At 58.9% G+C, this 20,976-nt stretch carries 21 protein-coding genes; 17 read left to right on the top strand and 4 right to left on the bottom strand.

The window, feature by feature from the left end:
• The first annotated feature begins 30 nt into the window (after positions 1–30).
• The 17 genes from QDY28_RS19815 (at position 31) to ehuA (ending at position 15,670) form a co-directional block, all read left to right on the top strand.
• A complete protein-coding gene (locus QDY28_RS19815; RefSeq protein ID WP_331383364.1) occupies positions 31–507 on the top strand; it encodes a ubiquinone biosynthesis methyltransferase UbiE in 477 nt (158 codons plus the stop codon).
• Complete coding sequence (locus tag QDY28_RS19810) at positions 504–1,682, top strand: class I SAM-dependent methyltransferase (RefSeq protein ID WP_331383363.1); 1,179 nt, start codon at positions 504–506, stop codon at positions 1,680–1,682. Before QDY28_RS19815 ends, QDY28_RS19810 begins: the two co-directional genes overlap by 4 nt.
• Entirely contained in the window at positions 1,679–4,039 is a 2,361-nt protein-coding gene (locus QDY28_RS19805) for a SpoIIE family protein phosphatase (RefSeq protein ID WP_331383362.1), read from the top strand. The genes QDY28_RS19810 and QDY28_RS19805 overlap by 4 nt, the downstream gene beginning before the upstream one ends.
• 4 nt (positions 4,040–4,043) lie before the next feature.
• A complete protein-coding gene (locus tag QDY28_RS19800; protein ID WP_331383361.1) occupies positions 4,044–4,613 on the top strand; it encodes a slr1658 superfamily regulator in 570 nt (189 codons plus the stop codon).
• Between the two features lie 9 nt (positions 4,614–4,622).
• Complete coding sequence (locus QDY28_RS19795) at positions 4,623–4,961, top strand: slr1659 superfamily regulator (protein ID WP_331383360.1); 339 nt, start codon at positions 4,623–4,625, stop codon at positions 4,959–4,961.
• Positions 4,962–5,281: 320 nt separating this feature from the next.
• Positions 5,282–5,986, top strand: a complete 705-nt coding sequence (locus tag QDY28_RS19790) for an EAL domain-containing protein (protein ID WP_331383359.1) — start codon at positions 5,282–5,284, stop codon at positions 5,984–5,986.
• A gap of 220 nt (positions 5,987–6,206) precedes the next feature.
• Positions 6,207–6,944, top strand: a complete 738-nt coding sequence (gene minC / locus QDY28_RS19785; protein WP_331383358.1) for a septum site-determining protein MinC — start codon at positions 6,207–6,209, stop codon at positions 6,942–6,944.
• A 31-nt stretch (positions 6,945–6,975) separates the two neighbouring features.
• Positions 6,976–7,791: a septum site-determining protein MinD gene (gene minD, locus QDY28_RS19780; RefSeq protein ID WP_331383357.1), complete on the top strand. Its 816-nt coding sequence runs from the start codon at positions 6,976–6,978 to the stop codon at positions 7,789–7,791.
• On the top strand, positions 7,788–8,048 hold the full coding sequence (minE, locus tag QDY28_RS19775; protein WP_331383356.1) for a cell division topological specificity factor MinE: 261 nt from the start codon (positions 7,788–7,790) through the stop codon (positions 8,046–8,048). The genes minD and minE overlap by 4 nt, the downstream gene beginning before the upstream one ends.
• Positions 8,049–8,296: 248 nt before the next feature.
• The gene (gene eutB / locus QDY28_RS19770) at positions 8,297–9,280 is read left to right on the top strand and encodes a hydroxyectoine utilization dehydratase EutB (protein WP_331383355.1); all 984 of its coding nucleotides are present in this window, start codon (positions 8,297–8,299) and stop codon (positions 9,278–9,280) included.
• A complete protein-coding gene (gene eutC, locus QDY28_RS19765; protein ID WP_331383354.1) occupies positions 9,280–10,296 on the top strand; it encodes an ectoine utilization protein EutC in 1,017 nt (338 codons plus the stop codon). The genes eutB and eutC overlap by 1 nt, the downstream gene beginning before the upstream one ends.
• Positions 10,293–11,471 carry an ectoine hydrolase DoeA gene (gene doeA / locus QDY28_RS19760; protein WP_331383353.1) on the top strand — a complete coding sequence of 393 codons (1,179 nt, stop codon included), beginning with the start codon at positions 10,293–10,295 and terminating at the stop codon, positions 11,469–11,471. The genes eutC and doeA overlap by 4 nt, the downstream gene beginning before the upstream one ends.
• A 9-nt stretch (positions 11,472–11,480) precedes the next feature.
• Positions 11,481–12,500, top strand: coding sequence for a N(2)-acetyl-L-2,4-diaminobutanoate deacetylase DoeB (gene doeB, locus QDY28_RS19755; RefSeq protein ID WP_331383352.1), 1,020 nt, complete (start codon positions 11,481–11,483; stop codon positions 12,498–12,500).
• Positions 12,501–12,603: 103 nt separating this feature from the next.
• Positions 12,604–13,461, top strand: coding sequence for an ectoine/hydroxyectoine ABC transporter substrate-binding protein EhuB (gene ehuB, locus QDY28_RS19750; RefSeq protein WP_331383351.1), 858 nt, complete (start codon positions 12,604–12,606; stop codon positions 13,459–13,461).
• Between the two features lie 93 nt (positions 13,462–13,554).
• Positions 13,555–14,220 carry an ectoine/hydroxyectoine ABC transporter permease subunit EhuC gene (ehuC, locus tag QDY28_RS19745; protein WP_331383350.1) on the top strand — a complete coding sequence of 222 codons (666 nt, stop codon included), beginning with the start codon at positions 13,555–13,557 and terminating at the stop codon, positions 14,218–14,220.
• Complete coding sequence (gene ehuD, locus QDY28_RS19740) at positions 14,217–14,909, top strand: ectoine/hydroxyectoine ABC transporter permease subunit EhuD (protein WP_331383349.1); 693 nt, start codon at positions 14,217–14,219, stop codon at positions 14,907–14,909. The genes ehuC and ehuD overlap by 4 nt, the downstream gene beginning before the upstream one ends.
• The gene (ehuA, locus tag QDY28_RS19735; protein ID WP_331383348.1) at positions 14,906–15,670 is read left to right on the top strand and encodes an ectoine/hydroxyectoine ABC transporter ATP-binding protein EhuA; all 765 of its coding nucleotides are present in this window, start codon (positions 14,906–14,908) and stop codon (positions 15,668–15,670) included. The genes ehuD and ehuA overlap by 4 nt, the downstream gene beginning before the upstream one ends.
• A gap of 45 nt (positions 15,671–15,715) precedes the next feature.
• On the opposite strand, the gene ehuR is transcribed toward ehuA, so the two are convergent.
• The 4 genes from ehuR to QDY28_RS19715 all read right to left on the bottom strand — a co-directional run bounded on the left by ehuR (position 15,716) and on the right by QDY28_RS19715 (position 20,794).
• Positions 15,716–17,146 (bottom strand): MocR-like ectoine utilization transcription factor EhuR, encoded by a 1,431-nt coding sequence (gene ehuR / locus QDY28_RS19730; RefSeq protein WP_331383347.1) that lies wholly within the window; start codon positions 17,144–17,146, stop codon positions 15,716–15,718.
• Between the two features lie 123 nt (positions 17,147–17,269).
• Complete coding sequence (locus QDY28_RS19725; RefSeq protein ID WP_331383346.1) at positions 17,270–18,649, bottom strand: aspartate aminotransferase family protein; 1,380 nt, start codon at positions 18,647–18,649, stop codon at positions 17,270–17,272.
• Positions 18,650–18,681: 32 nt separating this feature from the next.
• The gene (locus QDY28_RS19720; RefSeq protein WP_331383345.1) at positions 18,682–20,178 is read right to left on the bottom strand and encodes an NAD-dependent succinate-semialdehyde dehydrogenase; all 1,497 of its coding nucleotides are present in this window, start codon (positions 20,176–20,178) and stop codon (positions 18,682–18,684) included.
• A 121-nt stretch (positions 20,179–20,299) separates the two neighbouring features.
• Positions 20,300–20,794 (bottom strand): Lrp/AsnC family transcriptional regulator, encoded by a 495-nt coding sequence (locus QDY28_RS19715; RefSeq protein WP_331383344.1) that lies wholly within the window; start codon positions 20,792–20,794, stop codon positions 20,300–20,302.
• Positions 20,795–20,976 lie beyond the last annotated feature (182 nt).

Below are 20,976 nucleotides of genomic sequence, written 5' to 3'. Positions count from 1 at the left end.
ACAGGCCGCACTGCATTGCCATTTCATCCGATGCTGGAGCTCGAAATGGAAATGGAAATTTTCATGTCGGATTGGCTCCATTGCAATCAGCTTTCAAATTACGTTGCGCGCATGGTGAGCCACGACCGAAGCGATCCGGTCCGGCACGCCAATCTGCTTTCGTCCGCACTGAACGAGCTTTTTGAAATCTCGTTTCGCTCTGGCTCCGCTTCGGGGCGGCTTCACTGCAATGTTTCCCGAGGGGATCGCTCCGAGCGGATTGCTCTGACCTTTCCCTGCCCTACCGCACAACAGCACCTGTACCGTGATGCAACTGCCAGGGCATCGGGAGGCGGCGCTCTGGAAAGATATCTCGACGCGCTCGCCGATGAGAACTCGGTCTCGGAAGAAGATGTCATTCTCCTTGGCCTAGCGGTCAATTATGACGCATCGCTGTCGCTGCAACAGGTGGAGGACCGCGCTCTCACGGTGGTCTTGGACATTCCAGTGGAGGGATTACTGAATTGAGTTCGCACGAACCGGTTCCGCTGTTTTCGGCTCAGTTCGACCTTAACAGCCAGGAGTTTTCACTTTCAGGCATCCTGCGGCCGTTATCGCCTATCGACATCGCCGATACCACGGCCCTGCTCGAAAAGAGCATCAATCAGGTCAGGGGCGTCCTCTACATCAATGTCAAACGCCTAATTCATATGAATGCGACGGCCTATCACGCCGTGGCTCGGCTGTTGGTCAATGCCAGCCGGACACGACGGGACATTCGCTTTGTGGTCGTCACGTCCAGTGTCGTCGGTTGGGCGACCAGAACCTTCCGTCATCTGAGTGCCATCGAACCGAAAATCGCCGTCGAGGCGTATGATTCCGCCTTTTATCCCGGTCAGACCTTTGTCGAAGACCAGAGCTTCATTCCGATCCTGCGGACGCAGACCAAAATGACCTGGCGGCATGAGCGCGAGATTTTACCGCGTCATGGCATGAGCGCCGGTATTGTAATGGCGGACATTTGCTGCGGCATCGGTGACTTCGCGGTGTTGGCCCATAAGGAATTCAAGCCGGCAAGGATCGTGGCGCTCGATCATTCGCTGGTCAGTCTTGAATATGCCCGCAAGGTGGCTGCCGATTTCGATATCCGCGATGTCGAATATACCTATGGCGATGCATCGGAGATGCTGCTTGAGGACAATCAGTTTGACTTGGTAACCTGTCGTCATTCGCTGCAGATCTTCAATCGGCCGGATATGTTGCTGAAGGAGCTCTACCGCATCTGCAAGCCGGGCGGCCGCGTATACATAACCAACGAAAAAAACTCTCATTGTCTTGGCGAACCACGCGCGGCAAGCATACAGTGGACCTACAATGAGGTGGCGAAGCTGTTCGCCCATTTCGACATGGATGTCGAAATGGGGCCCAAAAGCCGCCGACTGCTAGTGGATGCGGGTTTCGAAGACATCGAGGTGGAAAACTTCATGGTCACTAACCTCGACGGCGATCCGCAGGATTTTGCCGATGTCATCGCCGCTTGGGAAGATGTATATGCCGGCGAAATGTCGGTCCGCCGGGGCGATCCGCCGGAATTCATCACGCGTTTCCGCCAAGGCTTCCAGGATCATATCTTCGCTGCCCTTCACCCTAAAGGTTATGCCGGCTGGCCTATCTGGGCCGCCTCCGGGCGGAAGCCGTTATGAGCAGAAAAATTGGTCGATTTGTCATTCCCGGCATTCGGTCGTTTCGCGCGAAATTTGTCCTCGTGGTTGGCGGAGCCGTGCTTTTCGACCTTCTCGTCAGCGGCGGTTTGGCATTGTGGAACGTGCAGCGATTGTCCCGCGACGCCACATCCGAAGTAGGCCAGGGTCTTGAGCGTGCGAGCCAGGATTATATTCGCTCCTACGCAGATTCGACGGCCGCCCGCGTCGGGCTGCTTCTCAATCAGGTGCATTCCGATGTCAAAACGCTCGCTGGCGTACTCCAGTCGCAAATAGATGATCCCGGCCGGAACAATGCGGTCGCCCAGGCGCTGGCGCAGTCCGAACCTGGGGCCATCAAACTCACTTACGATCCAAAAGGCCGATGGGCCCAGAATCTTCCGGGTGCGACATCCGTCATTAGCGTTTGGGGCTATCTGCTGGACCAAAATCATCAGCCGCTGCCCGAGGTGCAAAAAGACATCGAGACCAGCACGGTTGTTGATCTCGTTGCGCCGAACCTGCTGAAGAGCGGCTATCCCAAGCTGCAGATGTATTACATCGGTCCGAAAGCGCGGCCGATCTTCAGGACGGTGCCTTATACCGACCAGGCGCAGACGTTTGATCGCCTTTACCCAGGTCACAACGACGCCAATTTCTGGGACTTCTTCTTTCCGGGCGTCTACGAATCCTGGCAGCAATGGGCGCGCGATCCGAGTTCGCGTCCTGTCGCAGACGACATTACGCAGACTGCACCCTATACCGACGCCATTACGGGCAAGTTGATCGTCAGCTTCTTCAATCCTCTTTGGTCCCCCGACCGCAAGGACGTAGCCGGCATAGCCGGGGCCGATATCACTCTCGACCAATTGGCCGGGATCGTTGAAAGCGTGAAGGTTGCCGATACCGGTTTCGGCTTCCTGACGATGTCGAATGGCAACGTGGTTGCCATCAATCACGCAGGCGAAAAGATCATCGGGCTGCGATCATCGAGCGAGACCGGCGATAAGGGCGTGACGGGCCTGGACCGCTCTTTCCGCAACAGCACGCAAAAGGCTATGGCCACGCTCCCCTTGGACCGCGATGGCGCCATCCAGCATATTATGCTCGACGAACAGGGAGAGAAGATCCCGTATCTGGTCGTCGTCAAACAGATCGCTCCAACCAACCTTTGGGTTTCCGGGCCGGTTCAAAAGGAAGCGATGTCGCTCGGAATTGTGGTGCCGGAGCGCGAGATTTATGCCTCTCTTTTTGCTGCTCAGGAAGAAATATCGCGGGCGACAAACCGCATCCTTCTTTATCAGGTCCTTGCGATCTCCATATCGCTGATGATCGTCATCGCGGCGGTCTTCGCGGTTTCCAAGCGCATCACCAGCGGTATCAGCGCCCTCGCAAGCGCGGCTGGGCGCATTCAGGCAAAGGATTATTCGGTCAGGGTCGATATCCCGTCGCGCGATGAGGTTGGCCAGGCGGGCATCGCATTCAACCGCATGGCGGAGGAGATAAGCTTCCACACGGAAAACCTCGAATTGCTCGTGGAGGAAAGAACCAAGGAGATCGAGGAGGCGAAAGAGGAAATCTCGGCGCTGAACACGCAATTGAAGAGCGAGAACGTTCGGCTTGGGGCCGAGCTCGCCGTTGCTCAACGAATACAGCTCATGGTCCTGCCGCGTCAAAACGAACTTGCGGCCATCGAACAGTTGGAGATCGCCGCTTTCATGCGCCCCGCCGATGAGGTCGGTGGTGATTATTATGACATTCTGCAGGACGGAAAAAGGCTGAAGATCGGAATAGGGGACGTGACGGGCCATGGGCTTGAAAGCGGCGTGCTCATGCTGATGGTGCAGTCCGTCGCGCGTGCCTTGCAGGAGGCCGGGGAGACCGATCCGACGAAGTTCCTGACCGACCTCAACCGCACGATTTACAAAAACATCGAACGCACGAAGACCGACAAACATTTGACTCTTGCGTTTCTCGATTATGATGGCGAGCGCCTGACGCTGTCCGGCCAACACGAGGATCTGATTGTCGTAAGACAAGGCGGAGAAGTCGAGCGGATAGAAACCGCCGACCTTGGACTTCCCGTGGGGCTGGATTCGGATATTTCGGAATTTGTCGATACGAGAGACGTTGCCTTTGGCAGTGGCGACATCATCGTTCTGCATACCGATGGCGTCACGGAAGCCGAGAACCGGAATGGCGAATTGTATGGAATTGAACGGCTCTGCGAATCTGTCCGTCATCTTTACGGCGGCAGCGCCCAGGACATAGTGAATGGTATTCTGGAAAACCTAATGACCTATATTGGGTCGCAGAAGATTCACGACGACATAACTCTGGTTGTAATGAGACATAGGTGATAGCATGGCGACCGTCGTGTTTGGGCTCGAAGATCTTGTAACAGACAGCAGTGGAGACGGCTCTACTTTCCTGCGACTGCTTGATGGACCGCTCGCTTTGAGCTGGTCGCATTGTTCGATGACATCCGATTTTATCGCTGAAATAACGGCTTTGCGTTACAGGAGATTACGTCAGGTCTATCATCAGGTGCGGCATGACATCGGTTACGTCGCCAACGAACTTATTGAAAATGCCGTGAAGTTTCGCGTATCCGGTGAAATCGGCATTTCGGCTTCGATAGAGGGGGAACGGTTTCGCATGAGGGTCTCGAATTTTATCGACAACGAAAATGCGGAGCGTTTTCAGCATCTGCTTGCGCAGATTACCAATGATAATCCCTCGGACCTTCTCATTCAGCAAATCGAAAAGAATGCGGCGTCGACTTTCGGAACGGAGTCAGGTCTTGGCCTGCTGACGCTGATGAGCGATTATGAAGCCGATTTGGCTTGGACGTTTGATTCGAAGCGGCCGAATGGCCCGACACACCTGGAGACATATGCCTCGTTACCGATCCCTTCCATCCATAATGACTGAGCTTTGACAATGGAAATCAAAGGAGAGGCATTTCGGGTTTGGACAGAAGGACATGTCGTGTTCTTCGACGGTTCCATGCGTCTGGCGGGATCGGAAGCCTACGCTCCGATCTTCCAGTTGGCCATGGATTTGCTCGAGAAAAACCCTGAGCGGCTGACGCTTGATTTGACAGGTCTCCACTTTCTGAATTCGTCGGGCATAAACCTGCTTGCGAAGCTGACAATAGAGGCCCGCAAACGCGACGACGTGCAGATGACGGTACGTGGTTCCAAACAGATTTCGTGGCAGCTAAAGTCATTGCCCAATTTGAAGAAGCTCTATCGCGACCTCGATCTCCGGCTCAGTTAGTTTCGCAATGTTTGCGGCATCCTCTGCCTTGGAAGGCTGAAGCGTGTAAGCCTTTGGTGACGGATTGTTTGTGGACAAGAGACTGGCGCCGCCTTCCGATGCAAAAGGAGGGTTGCATAAAAGCTCGCATTGATTGAGGATTTGACACAATTAGCCGTGCCGATGTACTTATAAGTTACTAACATACGAAATTCACTAGATCCGACAGCGCCGGTCGGTTGTAGGTTTTCGTGTCAGGACGTGCGTATTAGCGGCTTGGCGGTCCTGCCCACAGTCGAAAACAACGACTGAGAATAGCATCGCCGGAGGTGTTTCTCACTATGTCCAAGGCTGTTTCCGATCGCGGACTGAGTTTCGCCGCACAAAAGGTCAGCCAAATTGATGGTCCGGAAAAGGTGCTCTACTGGGAGTGCTTTGCACGGATTTTGGATGCTCGCGGCGTTGTTCACAGCGCAAGCGCATTTGCACCTTACCTGGAATCCTCCATGGCTTCCTTCGATCTCGACGTGCGCATGCTGGATCTCGTCCTCTCGCATTTGGCCAAGGACCCAAATATTGTCCTCGGATGCAACATTTCGGCGGCGAATCTCGCCGCACCGGATCATTGGAAGCAGATTTTTCGGCAGATCGAGCGCCATCCGGAACTTGCCCAGCGTCTTGTCCTTGAAATTACAGAGACCTACCCTCTGGTAGGTGAGGGCGTCAGCAGGCTGGCGGCCGTTCGTGCGCTTGGCTGCCGGGTGGCCATCGACAATTTCGGAGCGGGTATGGCCACGCCTGCGCGACTGCTGACGGTCCCGGCTGACATCATCAAGATCGACGCTTCGTTGGTGCGGAATGTGCTGACCTCGCAAAAGGGGGAGAGCAGCCTGCATTATCTTGTCGGATTTGCGTCCTGCGTCGCGCCGATCATCGTTGCCGAGGGCATCGAAAAGAAGGAACACCTGGATGCTGCTCGCGACTCGGGTGCGACTCACGTGCAGGGTTTCCTCTTCGGAAAGCCGGCTTCGCTATCGACTCACTGATCTAAAATCCGACTCAGCAATCGAGATTTGAGAGTCATTATCGAGCTTCTCGCCTCGTGCGTGCCGAATCCCGATGCCTTTAAGGCTCGGGGTAGGGTCAGCTCGATCTCTTTTCCAAAAAAGGGCAGCAGATCAATGCAATAGAGGGTGCTGTCGCGGCCGCGTTAACTTTTTGTTAACCATGACAGCGATAGGTTTGGTCAACGAAATATTTACACAGATGACCAAAGTGCTAACAGACGCTCGCTCGATCCGCATCAAAGGCCGCTCCTTCCTGGCGGTCATGCTTTCTCCGGATCTTCCCATCGATGAATGGTTGATCAGGCTGGATGATCTCGCCGCGCGTTCGGCGGGCTTCTTTTTGGGGCGGCCGGTCGTGCTGGACCTGACGGATCTGCCGATCGACCGGTCGCAGTTGAAAGAGTTGCTCGGGGAACTTGGCCAGCGCAATGTCAGCATCATGGGCATCGAGGGGGCGCGCCCTTCAATTCTGGGGCAAGGCATGCCTCCTGCGCTCAAAGGCGGTCGACCCGTTTCCGATATCGAGGTTCCGGTAAACGAGGTTCCTGCGAAGGAGCCGGTCGTCGAAGTGCGCAGCAGACCGGCGGCTCCCGAGGTCAGGCCGGCGACGCAGTCCATCGTCATCAGGGAGCCGGTGCGCTCGGGTCAATCGGTGATTTTCCCTGAAGGCGATGTCACCGTTATCGGATCGGTCGCGTCGGGTGCGGAGATTATCGCCGGAGGATCGGTGCATATCTACGGCAGTTTGCGCGGAAGAGCCATGGCAGGATCGATTGGTAACGCATCGGCGCGCATCTTCTGCCGAAAGCTCGAGGCCGAACTGGTGGCGATCGACGGCATCTACAAAATGGCGGAAGACATGGCCCCCAACCTTCGCGGACAGGCTGTTCAGCTCTGGCTCGAAGGCGATGCGATCATGGCAGAGAAACTTATCTGAGCCGGCAGCGGCCACGACAGAGGAGAGCAAGATGGGGAAAGTCATCGTAGTCACGTCAGGCAAGGGCGGGGTTGGCAAGACGACCTCGACCGCCGCGCTTGGAGCGGCTCTGGCGCAAAGAAATGATAAAGTCGTGGTCGTCGATTTCGACGTCGGGCTGCGGAATCTCGACCTTGTCATGGGGGCGGAGCGAAGGGTCGTCTATGATCTGATCAATGTCATACATGGTGATGCCAAGCTCCCGCAGGCGCTGATCCGCGACAAGAGGCTGGATACGCTGTTCTTGCTGCCAGCGTCGCAAACGCGCGACAAGGACAACTTGACGGCGGAAGGTGTCGAGCGGGTCATAAACGAATTGAAGCAACACTTCGATTGGATCATCTGCGACAGCCCCGCCGGGATCGAGCGCGGCGCTACTCTTGCCATGCGCCATGCGGATACGGCGGTGGTCGTCACCAATCCGGAAGTCTCGTCCGTGCGCGACTCGGATCGCATCATCGGCCTGCTGGACGCCAAGACGGCTAAGGCCGAGCGTGGCGAACGGATCGAGAAGCATCTGCTCCTGACCCGCTACGATGCCACCCGCGCCGAGCGCGGCGACATGCTCAAGGTCGACGACGTTCTGGAGATCCTCTCCATTCCGCTCCTCGGCATCGTTCCGGAAAGCATGGATGTTCTGCGCGCCTCCAACATCGGCGCTCCCGTCACGCTGGCCGATAGCCGCAGCGCACCTGCAATGGCTTACTTCGATGCCGCTCGCCGGCTCACCGGCGAAGTTCTGCCGATCACGATTCCCGGCGAAAAGCGGAACATTTTCGGCAAGATATTCGGACGGAGGGCGGCATGAACATTTTTCGTCTTTTCGGCAAACAAAGAACCGCGCCGGCGGCGCGGGAACGCCTGCAGGTTCTTCTCGCCCACGAACGTTTATCGGCAGGGTCTGACTTGGTATCGCTGCTGCGAGAGGAAATCCTCGGCGTGATTGCAAAGCATGTGCAGCTCGACGGCGACAAGGTGCAAGTCAAGATGGATTGCAACGAGCACGTCTCGACGTTGGAAATTGATGTCGAAATCCCGCTGAACGCAGTCGTTCAGGCCGCGTGAGGGAGCGAACCTACCTCACGGCGGATTTTGAGGCTCGGAACGCGGATAAGATATCTATTCGCGTTCCGAGCAAACGCCACACAGTGTCCGAACAGACGCTACGTGGTGTCGAATATTGTACTGAAACAATAATAAGATTGACATGGTCTATTGTCTCTTTCACGCTGATGTCATGAACATCGGCTGCGAAAGAGATATGTGATCGTGCTGAGATTTGTCACGGCATTTTCAGAGCGACGGACCGCGCGATGACCGCGATGGTGACGTTGCCCGATATCGAAGAGGCACGGCGGCGTATCGCCGGACACGTTGTCCGCACGCCCTTGACGCGCTCGCAGGCGCTTTCCCACCAATTCGGCGCGCCTGTATTCCTCAAGCTCGAAAATCACCAGAAGACCGGCAGTTTCAAGCTGCGCGGAGCCACCAACGCAATCCTCTGCCTCGGCGATGAGGCGCACTCGCGCGGATTGGCGACGGCCTCGACAGGCAATCACGGCAGAGCAGTCGCCCATGCCGCCAGAACATTAGGCGCGCGGGCGACCATTTGCCTGTCGGCGCTCGTTCCGGCCAACAAAGTCGAGGCGATCGGCAGCCTTGGTGCCGAAGTCCGCATCGTCGGCCGCTCACAGGATGACGCCATGCGCGAGGTCGAGCGCCTGGTAAGGGAAGAGGGCATGAGCTTCGTGCCGCCTTTCGATGATGCCGGCGTGATCGCCGGTCAGGGAACCATTGGTCTCGAGATTGCAGAGGACCTGCCGGACGTAGCGCTTGTGCTCGTGCCCCTGTCGGGCGGCGGGCTTGCATCCGGCGTTGCTGCTGCGATCAAGGGCAGGCGACCGCAGGCGAGGGTGGTTGGCTTATCGATGGAGCGGGGAGCGGCGATGGCGGCGAGCCTTGCCGCCGGTGCGCCGCTCGAAGTCCAGGAGGTCGAAACCCTGGCAGATTCGCTCGGCGGCGGCATCGGGCTCGACAATCAGCTCACGTTTGCCATGTGCCGCGACCTTCTCGACGAGGTGATCCTGCTGAGCGAGGACGAGATAGCGGCAGGCATCCGCCATGCCGCGGTGGTCGAAGGCGAGATCGTCGAAGGTGCGGGTGCGGTCGGCATCGCGGCGCTGCTTGCCGGCAAGATCAAACCAGACGGCCCGACGGCGATTGTCGTCTCCGGTGGCAACATCGATCCGGCGGTCCATCGCCAAATCGTCAATGACATCAAATCGGGAGTGGCGTGATGGCGCGCGTGCTTGTGCTAACGGAAACCGATTTGCGCAAAATTGTGCAGCTTGATGCCGATGCGGTGGATTGTGTTGAGCAGGCCTTCGCAGCCTTGGCCACCAAGGCTGTGGAGATGCCGCCGATCATGCGGCTGGATATTCCCGCCCATCGCGGTGAAGTCGACGTCAAGACCGCCTATGTGCCCGATCTCGACAGCTTTGCGATCAAGGTAAGCCCGGGCTTTTTCAACAATCCATCGCTCGGCCTGCCCAGCACGAACGGGTTAATGATGCTGCTGTCGGCGCACACCGGACTGGTCGAGGCGCTTCTGCTGGACAACGGCTATTTGACGGATGTGCGCACGGCGGCCGCAGGCGCGGTTGCTGCAGGGCATCTGGCCCGCCCGGATGCCCGGATCGCGGCAATCCTCGGCGCCGGTATGCAGGCGCGGTTGCAGCTCCGCGCATTGACTTTGGTCCGGCCGATCGAGGCTGCCCGTATTTGGGCGCGCGATGCAGAAAAGGCCGAACGAATTGCCAATGAGCTCACCGCCGAGCTCGGTTTTCCGGTTTCGGCCGAGACGGAGGCCGAACAGGCCTGCCGCGGCGCCGATATCATCGTTACCACGACGCCTTCGGACAGGCCGATCCTCCACGCTTCATGGCTGGAGCCTGGCCAGCATATCACCGCCATGGGTTCGGATGCCGAGCACAAGAATGAGATTGATCCGGCGGCGATCCTGCGCGCAGAACCCTATGTCGCTGACAGCCTGAAGCAGACCCGCCGCCTCGGTGAACTGCATCATGCCATCGCTGCAGGGCTGGTCAGAGAAGATGCGGCCTTCCCCGAACTGGGCGCCATCATCTGTGGTCAGGCGGCCGGCCGCCAGTCAAACCAGGCGATAACCCTTTGCGATCTGACCGGCACCGGCGTGCAGGACACGGCCATTGCCACGCTTGCCCACCGTCGCGCCGTCCTTGCCGGTGCGGGACAAGCCATTGAAACGACAAAAGCATCAGGAGATCCAGCGTGAGCGAACCGACCCTTAATTTCACCCGCTCAGAATATGCCGCCAGGCTCGCCAAGACACGGCGCGCCATGGAAAAGGCGGGCGTCGATCTCGTCATCGTGACCGATCCGTCCAACATGCATTGGCTGACGGGCTATGACGGCTGGTCCTTCTATGTGCATCAATGCGTCTTGGTACCCGGTTCCGGCGAGCCGATCTGGTATGGACGCGGCCAGGATGCCAACGGCGCCAAGCGCACCGCCTATCTCAGCCACGACAACATCATCGGCTATCCCGACTACTACGTGCAGTCGACCGAGCGCCATCCAATGGATCTGTTGTCTGAAATCATCGAGCAGCGCGGCTGGGCGAATGCCTCGATCGCGGTCGAAATGGACAATTACTGGTTCACCGCCGCGGCCTACGCCTCTTTGGTCAAGCATTTGCCGAATGCCCGCTTCAAGGATGCTCAGGGGCTCGTGAACTGGCAGCGCGCCGTCAAGAGCCCGACGGAGCTCGATTATATGCGCAAGGCCGGCCGCATCGTCGAAGCCATGCACAAGCGGATCGTCGAAAAGGTCGAGCCAGGCATTCGAAAATCCGATCTCGTTGCAGAAATTTATGACGCCGGCATTCGTGGCGTAGACGGCTTCGGTGGCGACTATGCCGCGATCGTGCCGCTGCTGCCGTCAGGTGCCGATGCCTCCGCACCACATCTGACCTGGGACGACAAGCCGATGAAGAGCGGCGAGGGCACCTTCTTCGAGATCGCCGGCTGCTATCGCCGCTATCATTGCCCGCTGTCGCGAACCGTCTTTCTCGGCAAGCCAACCCAAGCCTTCCTGGATGCTGAGAAAGCGACGCTCGAAGGCATGGAGGCCGGTCTTGCTGCCGCAAAACCCGGCAACGCCTGCGAGAACATCGCCAATGCCTTCTTCGCGGTGTTGAAGAAATACGGGATCGTGAAGGACAACCGCACCGGCTATCCGATCGGCCTGTCCTATCCGCCGGACTGGGGCGAGCGGACCATGAGCCTGCGCCCCGGCGATCGCACCGAGCTGCAGCCCGGCATGACTTTCCATTTCATGACGGGGCTATGGCTGGAAGACATGGGCATGGAGATCACCGAAAGCATCGTGATCACCGAGACCGGAGTCGAGTGCCTGTCCAACGTACCCCGCAAACTCGTCGTGAAGTGATCTTTCAGCATGAACAGCATGACGATGATCACACGCCCATCACCCGTAACCCCGACCGTCAATTTCGATCGGGATGGCGTCCAACATGGTCACCTGCGCCTGCCCTGGTCGCGGGACGATTCCGCCTGGGGCTCGATCATGATCCCGATCTGCGTCGTCAAGAACGGTGATGGCCCGACAGCGCTTTTGACCGGCGCCAACCATGGCGATGAGTATGAAGGTCCGGTCGCGCTCTTCGATCTCGCCCGGACGCTGAAGGCGGAAGACATCAAGGGGAGGGTGATCATCGTCCCAGCGATGAACTATCCCGCTTTTCAGGCCGGCACCCGCACGTCTCCGATCGACAAGGGCAATCTCAATCGGAGTTTCCCCGGTCGACCCGACGGTAGCGTGACGGAAAAGATCGCCGATTATTTTACCCGATACCTGCTGCCGCTGGCGGACATCTTGCTCGATTTCCATTCCGGCGGCCGGACGCTCGATTTTCTGCCCTATGCCGCAGCCCATGCGCTGCCGGACAAGGGGCAGGAAAAGGCCTGTTTCGATTTGGTCGCCGCGTTTTCCGCGCCCTATTCCATGCGGATGATCGAGATCGATGCGGTCGGCATGTACGACACGACTGCCGAGGACATGGGCAAGGTTTTTGTGACAACTGAGCTTGCGGGTGGCGGAACCATATCGGCGCGTACGGCTTCCATTGCCAAGCGCGGCGTTCTGAACATCTTGAAACAGGCCGGTATCGTTGCCGGCGCGCCGGAGACGCAAGCAACGCAGTGGCTCGATATGCCGTCCTCCGATTGCTTCGTCTTTGCCGAAGCGGACGGCCTTTTCGAACCGGTGAAGGATCTTGGCGACATGGTTGCAGCGGGAGAGATCATCGCCCGTGTGCATCCGATCGGCCGCACCGGGTCCGTGCCGTTTGACTATCGGGCGGCGCTCGCTGGCGTTCTTGCCGCCCGTCATTTCCCCGGCCTCATCAAGACCGGAGATTGCCTGGCCGTCGTTGCAACGCTGACGGACGGTACCTGAATTGCCGCGTCGCGGCAGCGCGGCGCGGATTGAACCCTCGTTACGGCGAAGATCCGGAAAACCGGACAGCCGATGACGGTATCCAACCACAGAGGAGTGAACCATGAGACTGAATTTCTATCACAGCCTTACCGCCATGGGTCTGACGCTCGGCCTCGCCGTCTCCGCGCACGCCACCGACCTCGACCAGATCAAAAATGATGGCTATATCCGCGGCGCCAGCGCCAACGAAGTTCCGTACAGCTACATGGACGAGAGCGGAGCGGCCAAGGGTATCGGTCCGGATGTCGCCGCCGCCGTCGTGAAGTCGATGGGCGTAAAGGAAATCGATTGGACGGTTACGCCGTTCGGCTCGTTGATCCCGGGTCTGAAGGCCAAGCGCTTCGATTTTGTGGCCGCCGAGCAGAACATTCTACCCGAGCGCTGCAAGCAGGTGCAATTCACCACGCCGAATTCCAGTTACGGCGAAGGCCTGCTGGTGCCGAAGGGCAATCCGAAGAAGCTGCATTCCTATGAGGACATAAAGAAGGATCCGTCTCTCAAGGTCGCGATCGTATCGGGCGCCGATCAGCTCGACTTCTTCCATGGCCTTGGCATTCCGGACTCTCAGATCGTCATGATCCAAGCCAATGCCGATGCGCTCTCGACCATCCAGACCGGCCGTGCCGATGCCTATGCGGCAACGGAACTGACCGTCGCCAAGCTGGTCCAAGGCGGCACGAATGTCGAGCAGGCAGCCCCCTTCACCGATCCGGTCATCCAAGGCAAGTCTGTCCGAAGCTATGGCGGTTTCGATTTCCGGCCTGAGGACAAGGATCTCTACCAGGCGTTCAATACCGCGCTCACCGCCTTCAAGAAGACGGATGACTATAAGAAAATCCTGATGTCTTATGGGCTTAGCGCCGAAAGTGTCGAGGCCGCACGGACCAAGAACACGGAAGACCTGTGCGCGGGCAAGTGAGGCTGGTGATAGCCGGATCGGCTTGCTCTTTGCCTGCGGGCAAGGATCGGGCCGATCAGCCCCTTGCATCTTGCGGACGGAGGTGACCCGGACATGAGCTGGACCAATTATCTTCCGGCGCTGCTGAAGGGCGCAGAGGTGACGGCGATCATCGCCGTCGCATCGATGCTGCTCGGCGCAATTTTTGCTTTCGCGGCCGGGCTTGCGCGGTTCGCCGGTGGGCGGCTGCTCTCCTGGATTGCGCTCGTTTACATAGAAATATTCCGGGGCACTTCGCTTCTGGTGCAACTTTTCTGGCTCTATTACGCGCTGCCGCTGATCGGAATCTCTTTCGATCCCATCACGACGGGTATCGCTGGGCTGGCGCTGAACATCGGTGCTTACGGCGCCGAGGTGGTGCGCGGCGCGCTGCAGTCGGTTCCCGATACGCAGCACGAGGCGGCACGCGCCCTGAACTTCGGGCAGGGGCAGACGCTCTTTCATATCGTGCTGCCTCAGGCTGTCGTGGAGATGATGCCGCCCTTCGGCAATCTCGCCGTCCAGAATCTGAAGGATACGGCGCTAGTGTCGCTGATCTCGATCAGCGATCTGACCTTTCACGCGCAGCAACTGCGCAACATCACCTTGGACAGCGTCACGATCTATTCGCTGACGCTCATCGGATATTTCATCATGGCGCTTATCCTCGTCGTCTTTATGCGTTGGCTTGAGAGGGTCCTTCGCCGGGGCGCAGCCTTTCCGGGGAGGGCGCCGGCATGATGTATGGCTTTACATGGGATACTTCGTCGACGCTCTCGTTCGCGCTGTCGATCCTGCCGATCCTTGGCATCGGATTGATCGTGACGCTGGAGGCGGCGGCGGCTGGATTTGCGATCGCCCTGGTTCTTGGCCTGGTGTTCGCATTGTTGCGGCGTAGCCGCTTCGTGGCGGTCTCCTGGCCGACGGCCTTCGTTATCGAGTTCCTGCGCGACACGCCGCTGCTCGTCCAGCTCTTCTTCCTCTATTACGTGCTGCCGATCTACGGCATCGTCCTGCCGGCCTTTCTGACGGGAGCGCTGGCGCTCGGCCTGCAATATTCCGCCTATACGTCGGAGGTCTATCGCGGCGGCCTGGATGCCGTGGCGCGTGGCCAATGGGAAGCAGCGACGGCGCTTAATCTGGGGCGCAGCCTCACCTATTGGGACATCATCATCCCGCAGGCGATCCCCCGCATCATCCCGGCGATGGGCAATTATCTCGTCTCCATGCTCAAGGAGACGCCGGTTCTGTCTGTCGTAACCGTGGTCGACATGCTGAATCTGGCCAACCTCATCGGCGATCGGACATTCGAATATCTGGTGCCGCTGTCGCTCGTCGGCCTGATCTTTCTCATCCTCACGCTCGTCTGCTCGGCGGCCATTCATTGGCTCGAAAAGACGCTGCCGAAAAACGGAATTGCTTTGAGATGACCGAACCCCTGATCCGCTTTCACGACGTCACCAAGCGCTATGGCAATTTCACCGTGCTCGATGACTTCAGTTTCGATGTCGCACCCGGCGAGAAGGTGACGTTGATCGGACCGTCCGGGTCGGGAAAATCGACGGTGCTGCGCATTCTGATGACGCTCGAACCCTTCCAGGAAGGTACGTTGCAGCTTGCCGGCATGTCTTATCATCAGGAAAACGGCAGGGGACGATTCCGCGCCAGCGAGGCGCATCTGCGCCAGATTCGCACGCATGTCGGCATGGTGTTCCAGAGCTTCAATCTGTTTCCGCACATGACCGTGCTGCGCAACATCGTAGAGGCCCCGACACGCGTGCTTGGACTGGGGCGAGCGGAAGCAGAGGTTCGCGCAATCGACCTGCTGCGGATGGTCGGTCTTTCAGAGAAAAAAGATCAATATCCGAGCCAGCTTTCCGGTGGTCAGCAGCAGCGCGTCGCAATAGCCCGCGCCCTTGCCATGCGCCCGCGGGTCCTGTTGTTCGACGAGCCGACCTCTGCGCTCGATCCGCAACTCGTCGGCGAAGTGCTCGGCGTCATCCGCGATCTCGCCCATGAGCACGACTTGACGATGTTGCTGGTGACCCATGAAATGCGGTTTGCCCGCGAGGTATCCGATCGCGTCTGCTTCTTCGACAAGGGCCGCATTTGCGAAGAAGGCAAGCCCGAACAGATTTTCAGCACCCCGAAGGAAGACCGCACCAAGGAGTTTCTGCGTTCGGTCCTGTGACTGAACGGAGCCGCAATGCCAACTAATTCCGGCACCCGTTTTGCTTTAAGCGATCGATCCGACGTCGAAAATCGGTGGCAATTGTTCGAAGGCGCCGCGGACCGTTTCCAACGCGGACCGGAGCGCCGAATGTGACAGGCGACCGCCAAGGCAGATGCGAATTCCCCCGACCGGCCGTTCCACGCCTGCGATGAACGGATCGGACGGCGTGACCGCGACACCCTTGCGAGCGAGAACGCGAACAAGTCCCTCCTCCGTCCAGCGCTCGGGCACCGAAAGCCATGCGCACAGCGAGAGAGGATGGCTGCCGGCAACGAAGGGACCCATCACCTCGGTTACGATCGCCTGCCTCGCCTGTGCCTCGCTCCTCTGAACGGCAATCAGCGCATCAGCGGTACCATCCAGAACCCAACGCGAGGCCATTTCCGCCACGACATTGGTGGCGCTCCATCCGGTGACGCGGAGGATCGATGCAACCCGGATGGAGTAGTTCGCCGGAACGACGAGATAGCCGATGCGCAAGCCCGTCATCACCGATTTCGTAAAGCTGGTGACGAAGAAGCCGAGTTCGGGCAGCAGGTCCGGCATGGAAGGAAGGGGATCCCGCAGCATCGGCTTATAGACTTCATCCTCGATGATGAAGACGCCGTGCCGGCGCGCAATATCGGCAATGGCATGGCGCCGCGTCGCGCCCATGACATGGCTCGTGGGATTGCCGAGCGATGGAACGATGACCAGGGCCGACACATCGCCGACTGCGCAGGCGGTCTCGAAAGCTCCAGGCAAGATGCCTTCACGATCGGTCGGAAGACCGCGCAACGTGAAGCCCAGCACGTTTGCAAGGCCGATAATGCCATGATCGGTCAGGTTTTCGGTCAAGACGACCTCGCCGGGCCGGACCACCGAGGCCACGGCCAGGAAAAGGCCATGAGCGGCTCCGTTCGTGATCAGGATGCGATCGGGATCGGCATTGACGGACAGGCGCGCCAGCCAGGACTGCGCCGCGGCGCGATGCGCATCGAGGCCGGCGATCGGACGGCATGGCCGCATGAAACTGCTGTTGTCACTTCCGGCGAGAGCCTGCATCAGCTCCCGCGCCGATCGCTCATGCGCTTCGGTATAGACGGCCCGAATGATGGAAAGGTCGGCGCTGCCGCTTGGATCGCGGTCGAGCATGAAACTATCGGCACGCTCGGTGACGCGGCTGCGCACGAAGGTGCCGCGACCCACTTCACCGCGCAAGTAGCCGCGCCGCTCGGCCTCCTTGTAGCTAATGCTGACGGTCTGCACTGAAATCCCCAGCGCATGGGCCAAATCGCGATGGGTCGGCATCCGCGTGTGCACCGGCAGAATGCCCTCATCGATATCGGAAATGATCTTATCGGTGAGCAGCTTATGTTTGGTCACGCCCTTGCGGTGCTGAAGGACGGGTTTCCAGACACTATTGTGCTGGTCTTTTGAATCATGACGAAGCATGGATTGATCCGGTACAATTGCGGAATATCCATGTACACCATTCAATGCGGCATGGCGATGACCAAGCCGACATGCTCAGTCCATTGTTAACAACGGACTGAGCGACGTTCAGCGGACCGTGGGTCAGAGATTTGAAAAGACGCTTCCGATCGCGTCCGCGGCGACCTTGACGATGATATCGGCTTCGTCACGCGTCAGGCACAAGGGTGGCGCAAAGCCGAGGATATCTCCCTGCGGCATGGCGCGGCCGATCACGCCGCGCTCGAGCAGAGCCGACGCCACTTGCGGCCCGATCTTCTTTCCCGGATCGAAAAACTTGCGGTCATCTTTGTCTTCGACGAATTCGACCGCGGCCATGAGCCCGTCGCCACGGACCTCGCCGACATGCTTGTGATCGCCGACGGCCTTCGCAAGCTCCGACCGGAAGTAGGCACCGGTCGAACCGGCGTTTTCGACGATGCCGAGTTCATCGATCAATTCGAGATTGGCGATGCCGGCAGCCGCACAGATCGGGTGGGCGGAATAGGTCCAGCCATGGCCGATGACGCCGAGCTGATCGGATCCCTGAACAAGCACCCGCCACATCTTGTCGGAGACGATGCTCCCGGAGAGCGGCGCATAGGCCGAAGTCAGACCTTTGGCGATGGTGATCAGATCCGGCTTCATGCCGTAATGGTCCGAGCCGAACATGGTTCCGAGCCGACCAAAACCGCTGACGACCTCGTCGGCGACGAGCAGGACGTCATACTTGTCGAGCACGGCCTGGATCTTCTGCCAATAGGTCTTGGGTGGCGGAACAATGCCGCCGGTGCCGAGGATTGGCTCGCCGATGAAGGCGGCGACCGTTTCAGGACCTTCGGCGAGGATCATCTTCTCCAGCTTGTCGGCACAATATTGGGCGAATTGTTCCTCATCCATCGACCGATCCGGGCGGCGGAAGAAATAGGGGGCTTCCGTATGAAGGATCGGCGCGCGCGGCAGGTCGAAGGCCTTATGGAAAAGTTCGAGGCCGGTAAGGCTACCGCTAATGACCCCTGATCCATGATAGCCGCGCCAGCGCGAAATGATCTTCTTCTTTTCCGGCCGACCGAGGATGTTGTTGTAATACCAGATGAGCTTGATGTTCGTCTCGTTGGCGTCCGAGCCGGAGAGGCCGAAATAGACGCGGCTCATGCCCTCGGGCGCCCGATCGATGATCATCTTGGAAAGGGTGATCGATGCTTCCGTGCCATGTCCGACATAGGCGTGATAATAGGCGAGGTTCTTTGCCTGCTCGGCGATGGCGTCGGCGATTTTCTCGCGGCCGTAACCGACATTGACGCAGTAGAGGCCGGCAAAGGCATCGAGGCTCTTCTTGCCGTTGGTGTCGGTGATATAGACGCCTTCGCCGCCGCCGATGACGCGGGTCGGTGTTTCGCCGCGTGCATGCATCCCCATATGGGTCGAGGGATGAAAGAAGTGATCCCTGTCCCACGCGTTCAGTTCGTTCCGCTTGTCCAACATGATATTTTCCTTTGCTGAAAGTTTGTGGCGGGTCAGGCAGCCGTGTCGATGCAGAGATATTTGAGCTCGGTGAAAGCCTCGATGCCATGACGCGAGCCTTCCCGGCCAAGACCGGATTGCTTCCACCCGCCGAAGGGAACAGGTCCGCCGGTGATCTTGACGCGATTGATCGCCACCATGCCGTAGTCCAGGGCCCGGCCGAGGCGCATCTGGCGTGCGCCGTTTTGCGTCACGACATAGGCGACGAGGCCATATTCGGTATCGTTGGCGCGAGCGATGACCTCGGCCTCGCTATTGAATGAAGTCACCGCGGCGACCGGTCCGAATGTCTCTTCATGCATGATCAGTGCATCGGGGGATGGATCGATGAGCAGCGTCGGTTCGAAGAAGAGTGGCCCTGCCGCGTGGCGCTTCCCGCCGACGGCTAGTTTCGCGCCGCGTTTCAGCGCATCGGCCACATGTTCCTCGACTTTCGCCAGAGCCCGCTCATGCATCAGCGGACCAATATCGACGCCCTCCGTCAGTCCATCGCCGACCTTGAGAGCCGCTATCCGCTTGGCAAAGGCTGCAACGAAGGGCTCCATGATCGAACGCTGCACGAAGATGCGGTTGGCGGCCAGGCAATCCTGGCCGGACGTTGCAAATTTGGCGTTGATCGCGATATCAACGGCGCGATCGAGGTCGGCGTCGTCAAAGATGATCAGCGGCGCATGGCCGCCGAGCTCCATCACCAGCCGTTTCATGGTCGGGGCGCATTGGCCGGCAATCAGTCTGCCGATGCCGGTCGAGCCGGTAAAACTCAAGGCCCGCACCCGGGCATCTTCGCAGAGAGCGCCGACGATCGTCGCAGCATCGCCGGTGACCACGTTGAATACGCCGGCAGGAAGGCCGGCGCGCTCTCCGAGTTCGGCAAGGGCAAGCGCGGACAAAGGCGTCTCGGACGATGGATGGGCAACCACGGTGCATTCAGCGGCAAGGGCTGCGGCCGCCTTGCGGGTGAGCATGGCGGAGGGAAAGTTCCAAGGCGTGACGATCCCGGCGACACCCAAAGCCTCCCTGCGCAGGATCATTTCGGTGTCGGGCAGATGGCTGGTGACGCTTTCGGCATTGATCCGCTTGGCTTCCTCCGCATACCATTCGATGAAGCCTGCTGCATAATCGATCTCGCCGCGGGATTCGCTAAGCGGCTTGCCCTGTTCCAGCGTCATGATCAGCGCCAGATCCTCCTTCGCGGCAAGCATCAGCTCATACCACCTGCGCAGGATCGATGCGCGCTGCTGCGGCAGGAGCGAGCGCCAGGCTGAAAAGGCATTCGCCGCCGCGTCGATCGCCTCGAACGTCTCATCCCTGCCGAGGCTCGAAACCCAGGCGAGCGTGGTGGCGGAGGCGGGATCGGCGACGTTGAAGCTCGCGCCGTTCTTTGCGGCGACCCAGCGACCGCCGACGTAGGCGAGATCCCGCAGCAGATGCCGGTCGTTCAGTCGTGACAGGGCTTCATGATAGGCGGGTCGGGCGCGCACTGCAGTCATCGGCAAACCTCTTTTTTCCAGGTGCCGCAATATTCTCACGGAACACCGCGAGACATTGTCCATTGGTCACCGCTGAAAGAGAGAAAGGGCCTAAAGAAAAAGGCGGCCGTAGAGAGAGTCTCTATTCGTTGCCCTGCGGTTCCGCGGAAAGGAGATTGGCGATCGGAAGCACGGTCTCCTCCTTCACGGTCTTCGTTACGATATAGGTAAAATAACGCTCGATCCCGAGGTCGCGATCCAGAAGGCCGTCGATCAGGCGCTGGTAAGCGTCGATATTCGGCGTCATGATTTTTAGAATGTAATCGACGCCGCCGCCGACCGACCAGCAGGCGACGATCTCGGGAATGGAGGAGATTGCCCGTTCGAAGCGCTCGAAGTCGCTCTGGCGATGATTGGCAAGCGTAAGTTCGACCATGACGCTTGCAACCGGCGCGAGCCGGCGTGGCGACAGATGAGCATGATAGCCGGTAATGATCCCGGCCTTTTCGAGTTTCCGTAGACGAAGCCAGCATGGAGTAGGCGAAAGTCCCACCTTTTCGGCGAGCGCGAGTTTGGTGATACGGCCATCACGTTGAATGGCATCCAATATGCGCAAATCGATTGCATCGAGTTTCATGTGCAGAACTGCGTGTGAATGAGCTGGTTGTTCGACCAATGACATTCGAGGCGGGGGCTGACAAGCGCATATCCGGGAATTGGGGTTTCGCGGCCGCATCGGGGTCGCGGGTGCGGCAAGAAGGGCGTGATGGGATTTCGCGAGGAGCAATATCAACGTGAAATGGATTTTATTCCTCGGTC

It is taken from the genome of Rhizobium sp. BR 362, from assembly GCF_036528765.1.
Taxonomy (GTDB): Bacteria; Pseudomonadota; Alphaproteobacteria; order Rhizobiales; family Rhizobiaceae; genus Rhizobium.
This window is presented reverse-complemented; position numbering and strand designations above follow the sequence as displayed.

Excerpts from the sequence above, each read along its gene's own strand:
- QDY28_RS19795 (WP_331383360.1), top strand. The coding sequence starts at position 4,623 with ATGGAAATCAAAGGAGAGGCATTTCGGGTTTGGACAGAAGGACATGTC.
- QDY28_RS19815 (WP_331383364.1), top strand. The coding sequence starts at position 31 with ATGCTGGAGCTCGAAATGGAAATGGAAATTTTCATGTCGGATTGGCTC.
- QDY28_RS19720 (WP_331383345.1), bottom strand. The coding sequence starts at position 20,178 with ATGACTGCAGTGCGCGCCCGACCCGCCTATCATGAAGCCCTGTCACGA.
- QDY28_RS19715 (WP_331383344.1), bottom strand. The coding sequence starts at position 20,794 with ATGAAACTCGATGCAATCGATTTGCGCATATTGGATGCCATTCAACGT.
- eutC (WP_331383354.1), top strand. The coding sequence starts at position 9,280 with ATGGCGCGCGTGCTTGTGCTAACGGAAACCGATTTGCGCAAAATTGTG.
- ehuR (WP_331383347.1), bottom strand. The coding sequence starts at position 17,146 with ATGCTTCGTCATGATTCAAAAGACCAGCACAATAGTGTCTGGAAACCC.
- QDY28_RS19805 (WP_331383362.1), top strand. The coding sequence starts at position 1,679 with ATGAGCAGAAAAATTGGTCGATTTGTCATTCCCGGCATTCGGTCGTTT.
- ehuD (WP_331383349.1), top strand. The coding sequence starts at position 14,217 with ATGATGTATGGCTTTACATGGGATACTTCGTCGACGCTCTCGTTCGCG.
- minC (WP_331383358.1), top strand. The coding sequence starts at position 6,207 with ATGACCAAAGTGCTAACAGACGCTCGCTCGATCCGCATCAAAGGCCGC.
- doeB (WP_331383352.1), top strand. The coding sequence starts at position 11,481 with ATGAACAGCATGACGATGATCACACGCCCATCACCCGTAACCCCGACC.
- eutB (WP_331383355.1), top strand. The coding sequence starts at position 8,297 with ATGACCGCGATGGTGACGTTGCCCGATATCGAAGAGGCACGGCGGCGT.
- QDY28_RS19790 (WP_331383359.1), top strand. The coding sequence starts at position 5,282 with ATGTCCAAGGCTGTTTCCGATCGCGGACTGAGTTTCGCCGCACAAAAG.
- minE (WP_331383356.1), top strand. The coding sequence starts at position 7,788 with ATGAACATTTTTCGTCTTTTCGGCAAACAAAGAACCGCGCCGGCGGCG.
- QDY28_RS19725 (WP_331383346.1), bottom strand. The coding sequence starts at position 18,649 with ATGTTGGACAAGCGGAACGAACTGAACGCGTGGGACAGGGATCACTTC.
- ehuC (WP_331383350.1), top strand. The coding sequence starts at position 13,555 with ATGAGCTGGACCAATTATCTTCCGGCGCTGCTGAAGGGCGCAGAGGTG.
- ehuB (WP_331383351.1), top strand. The coding sequence starts at position 12,604 with ATGAGACTGAATTTCTATCACAGCCTTACCGCCATGGGTCTGACGCTC.
- minD (WP_331383357.1), top strand. The coding sequence starts at position 6,976 with ATGGGGAAAGTCATCGTAGTCACGTCAGGCAAGGGCGGGGTTGGCAAG.
- ehuA (WP_331383348.1), top strand. The coding sequence starts at position 14,906 with ATGACCGAACCCCTGATCCGCTTTCACGACGTCACCAAGCGCTATGGC.
- QDY28_RS19800 (WP_331383361.1), top strand. The coding sequence starts at position 4,044 with ATGGCGACCGTCGTGTTTGGGCTCGAAGATCTTGTAACAGACAGCAGT.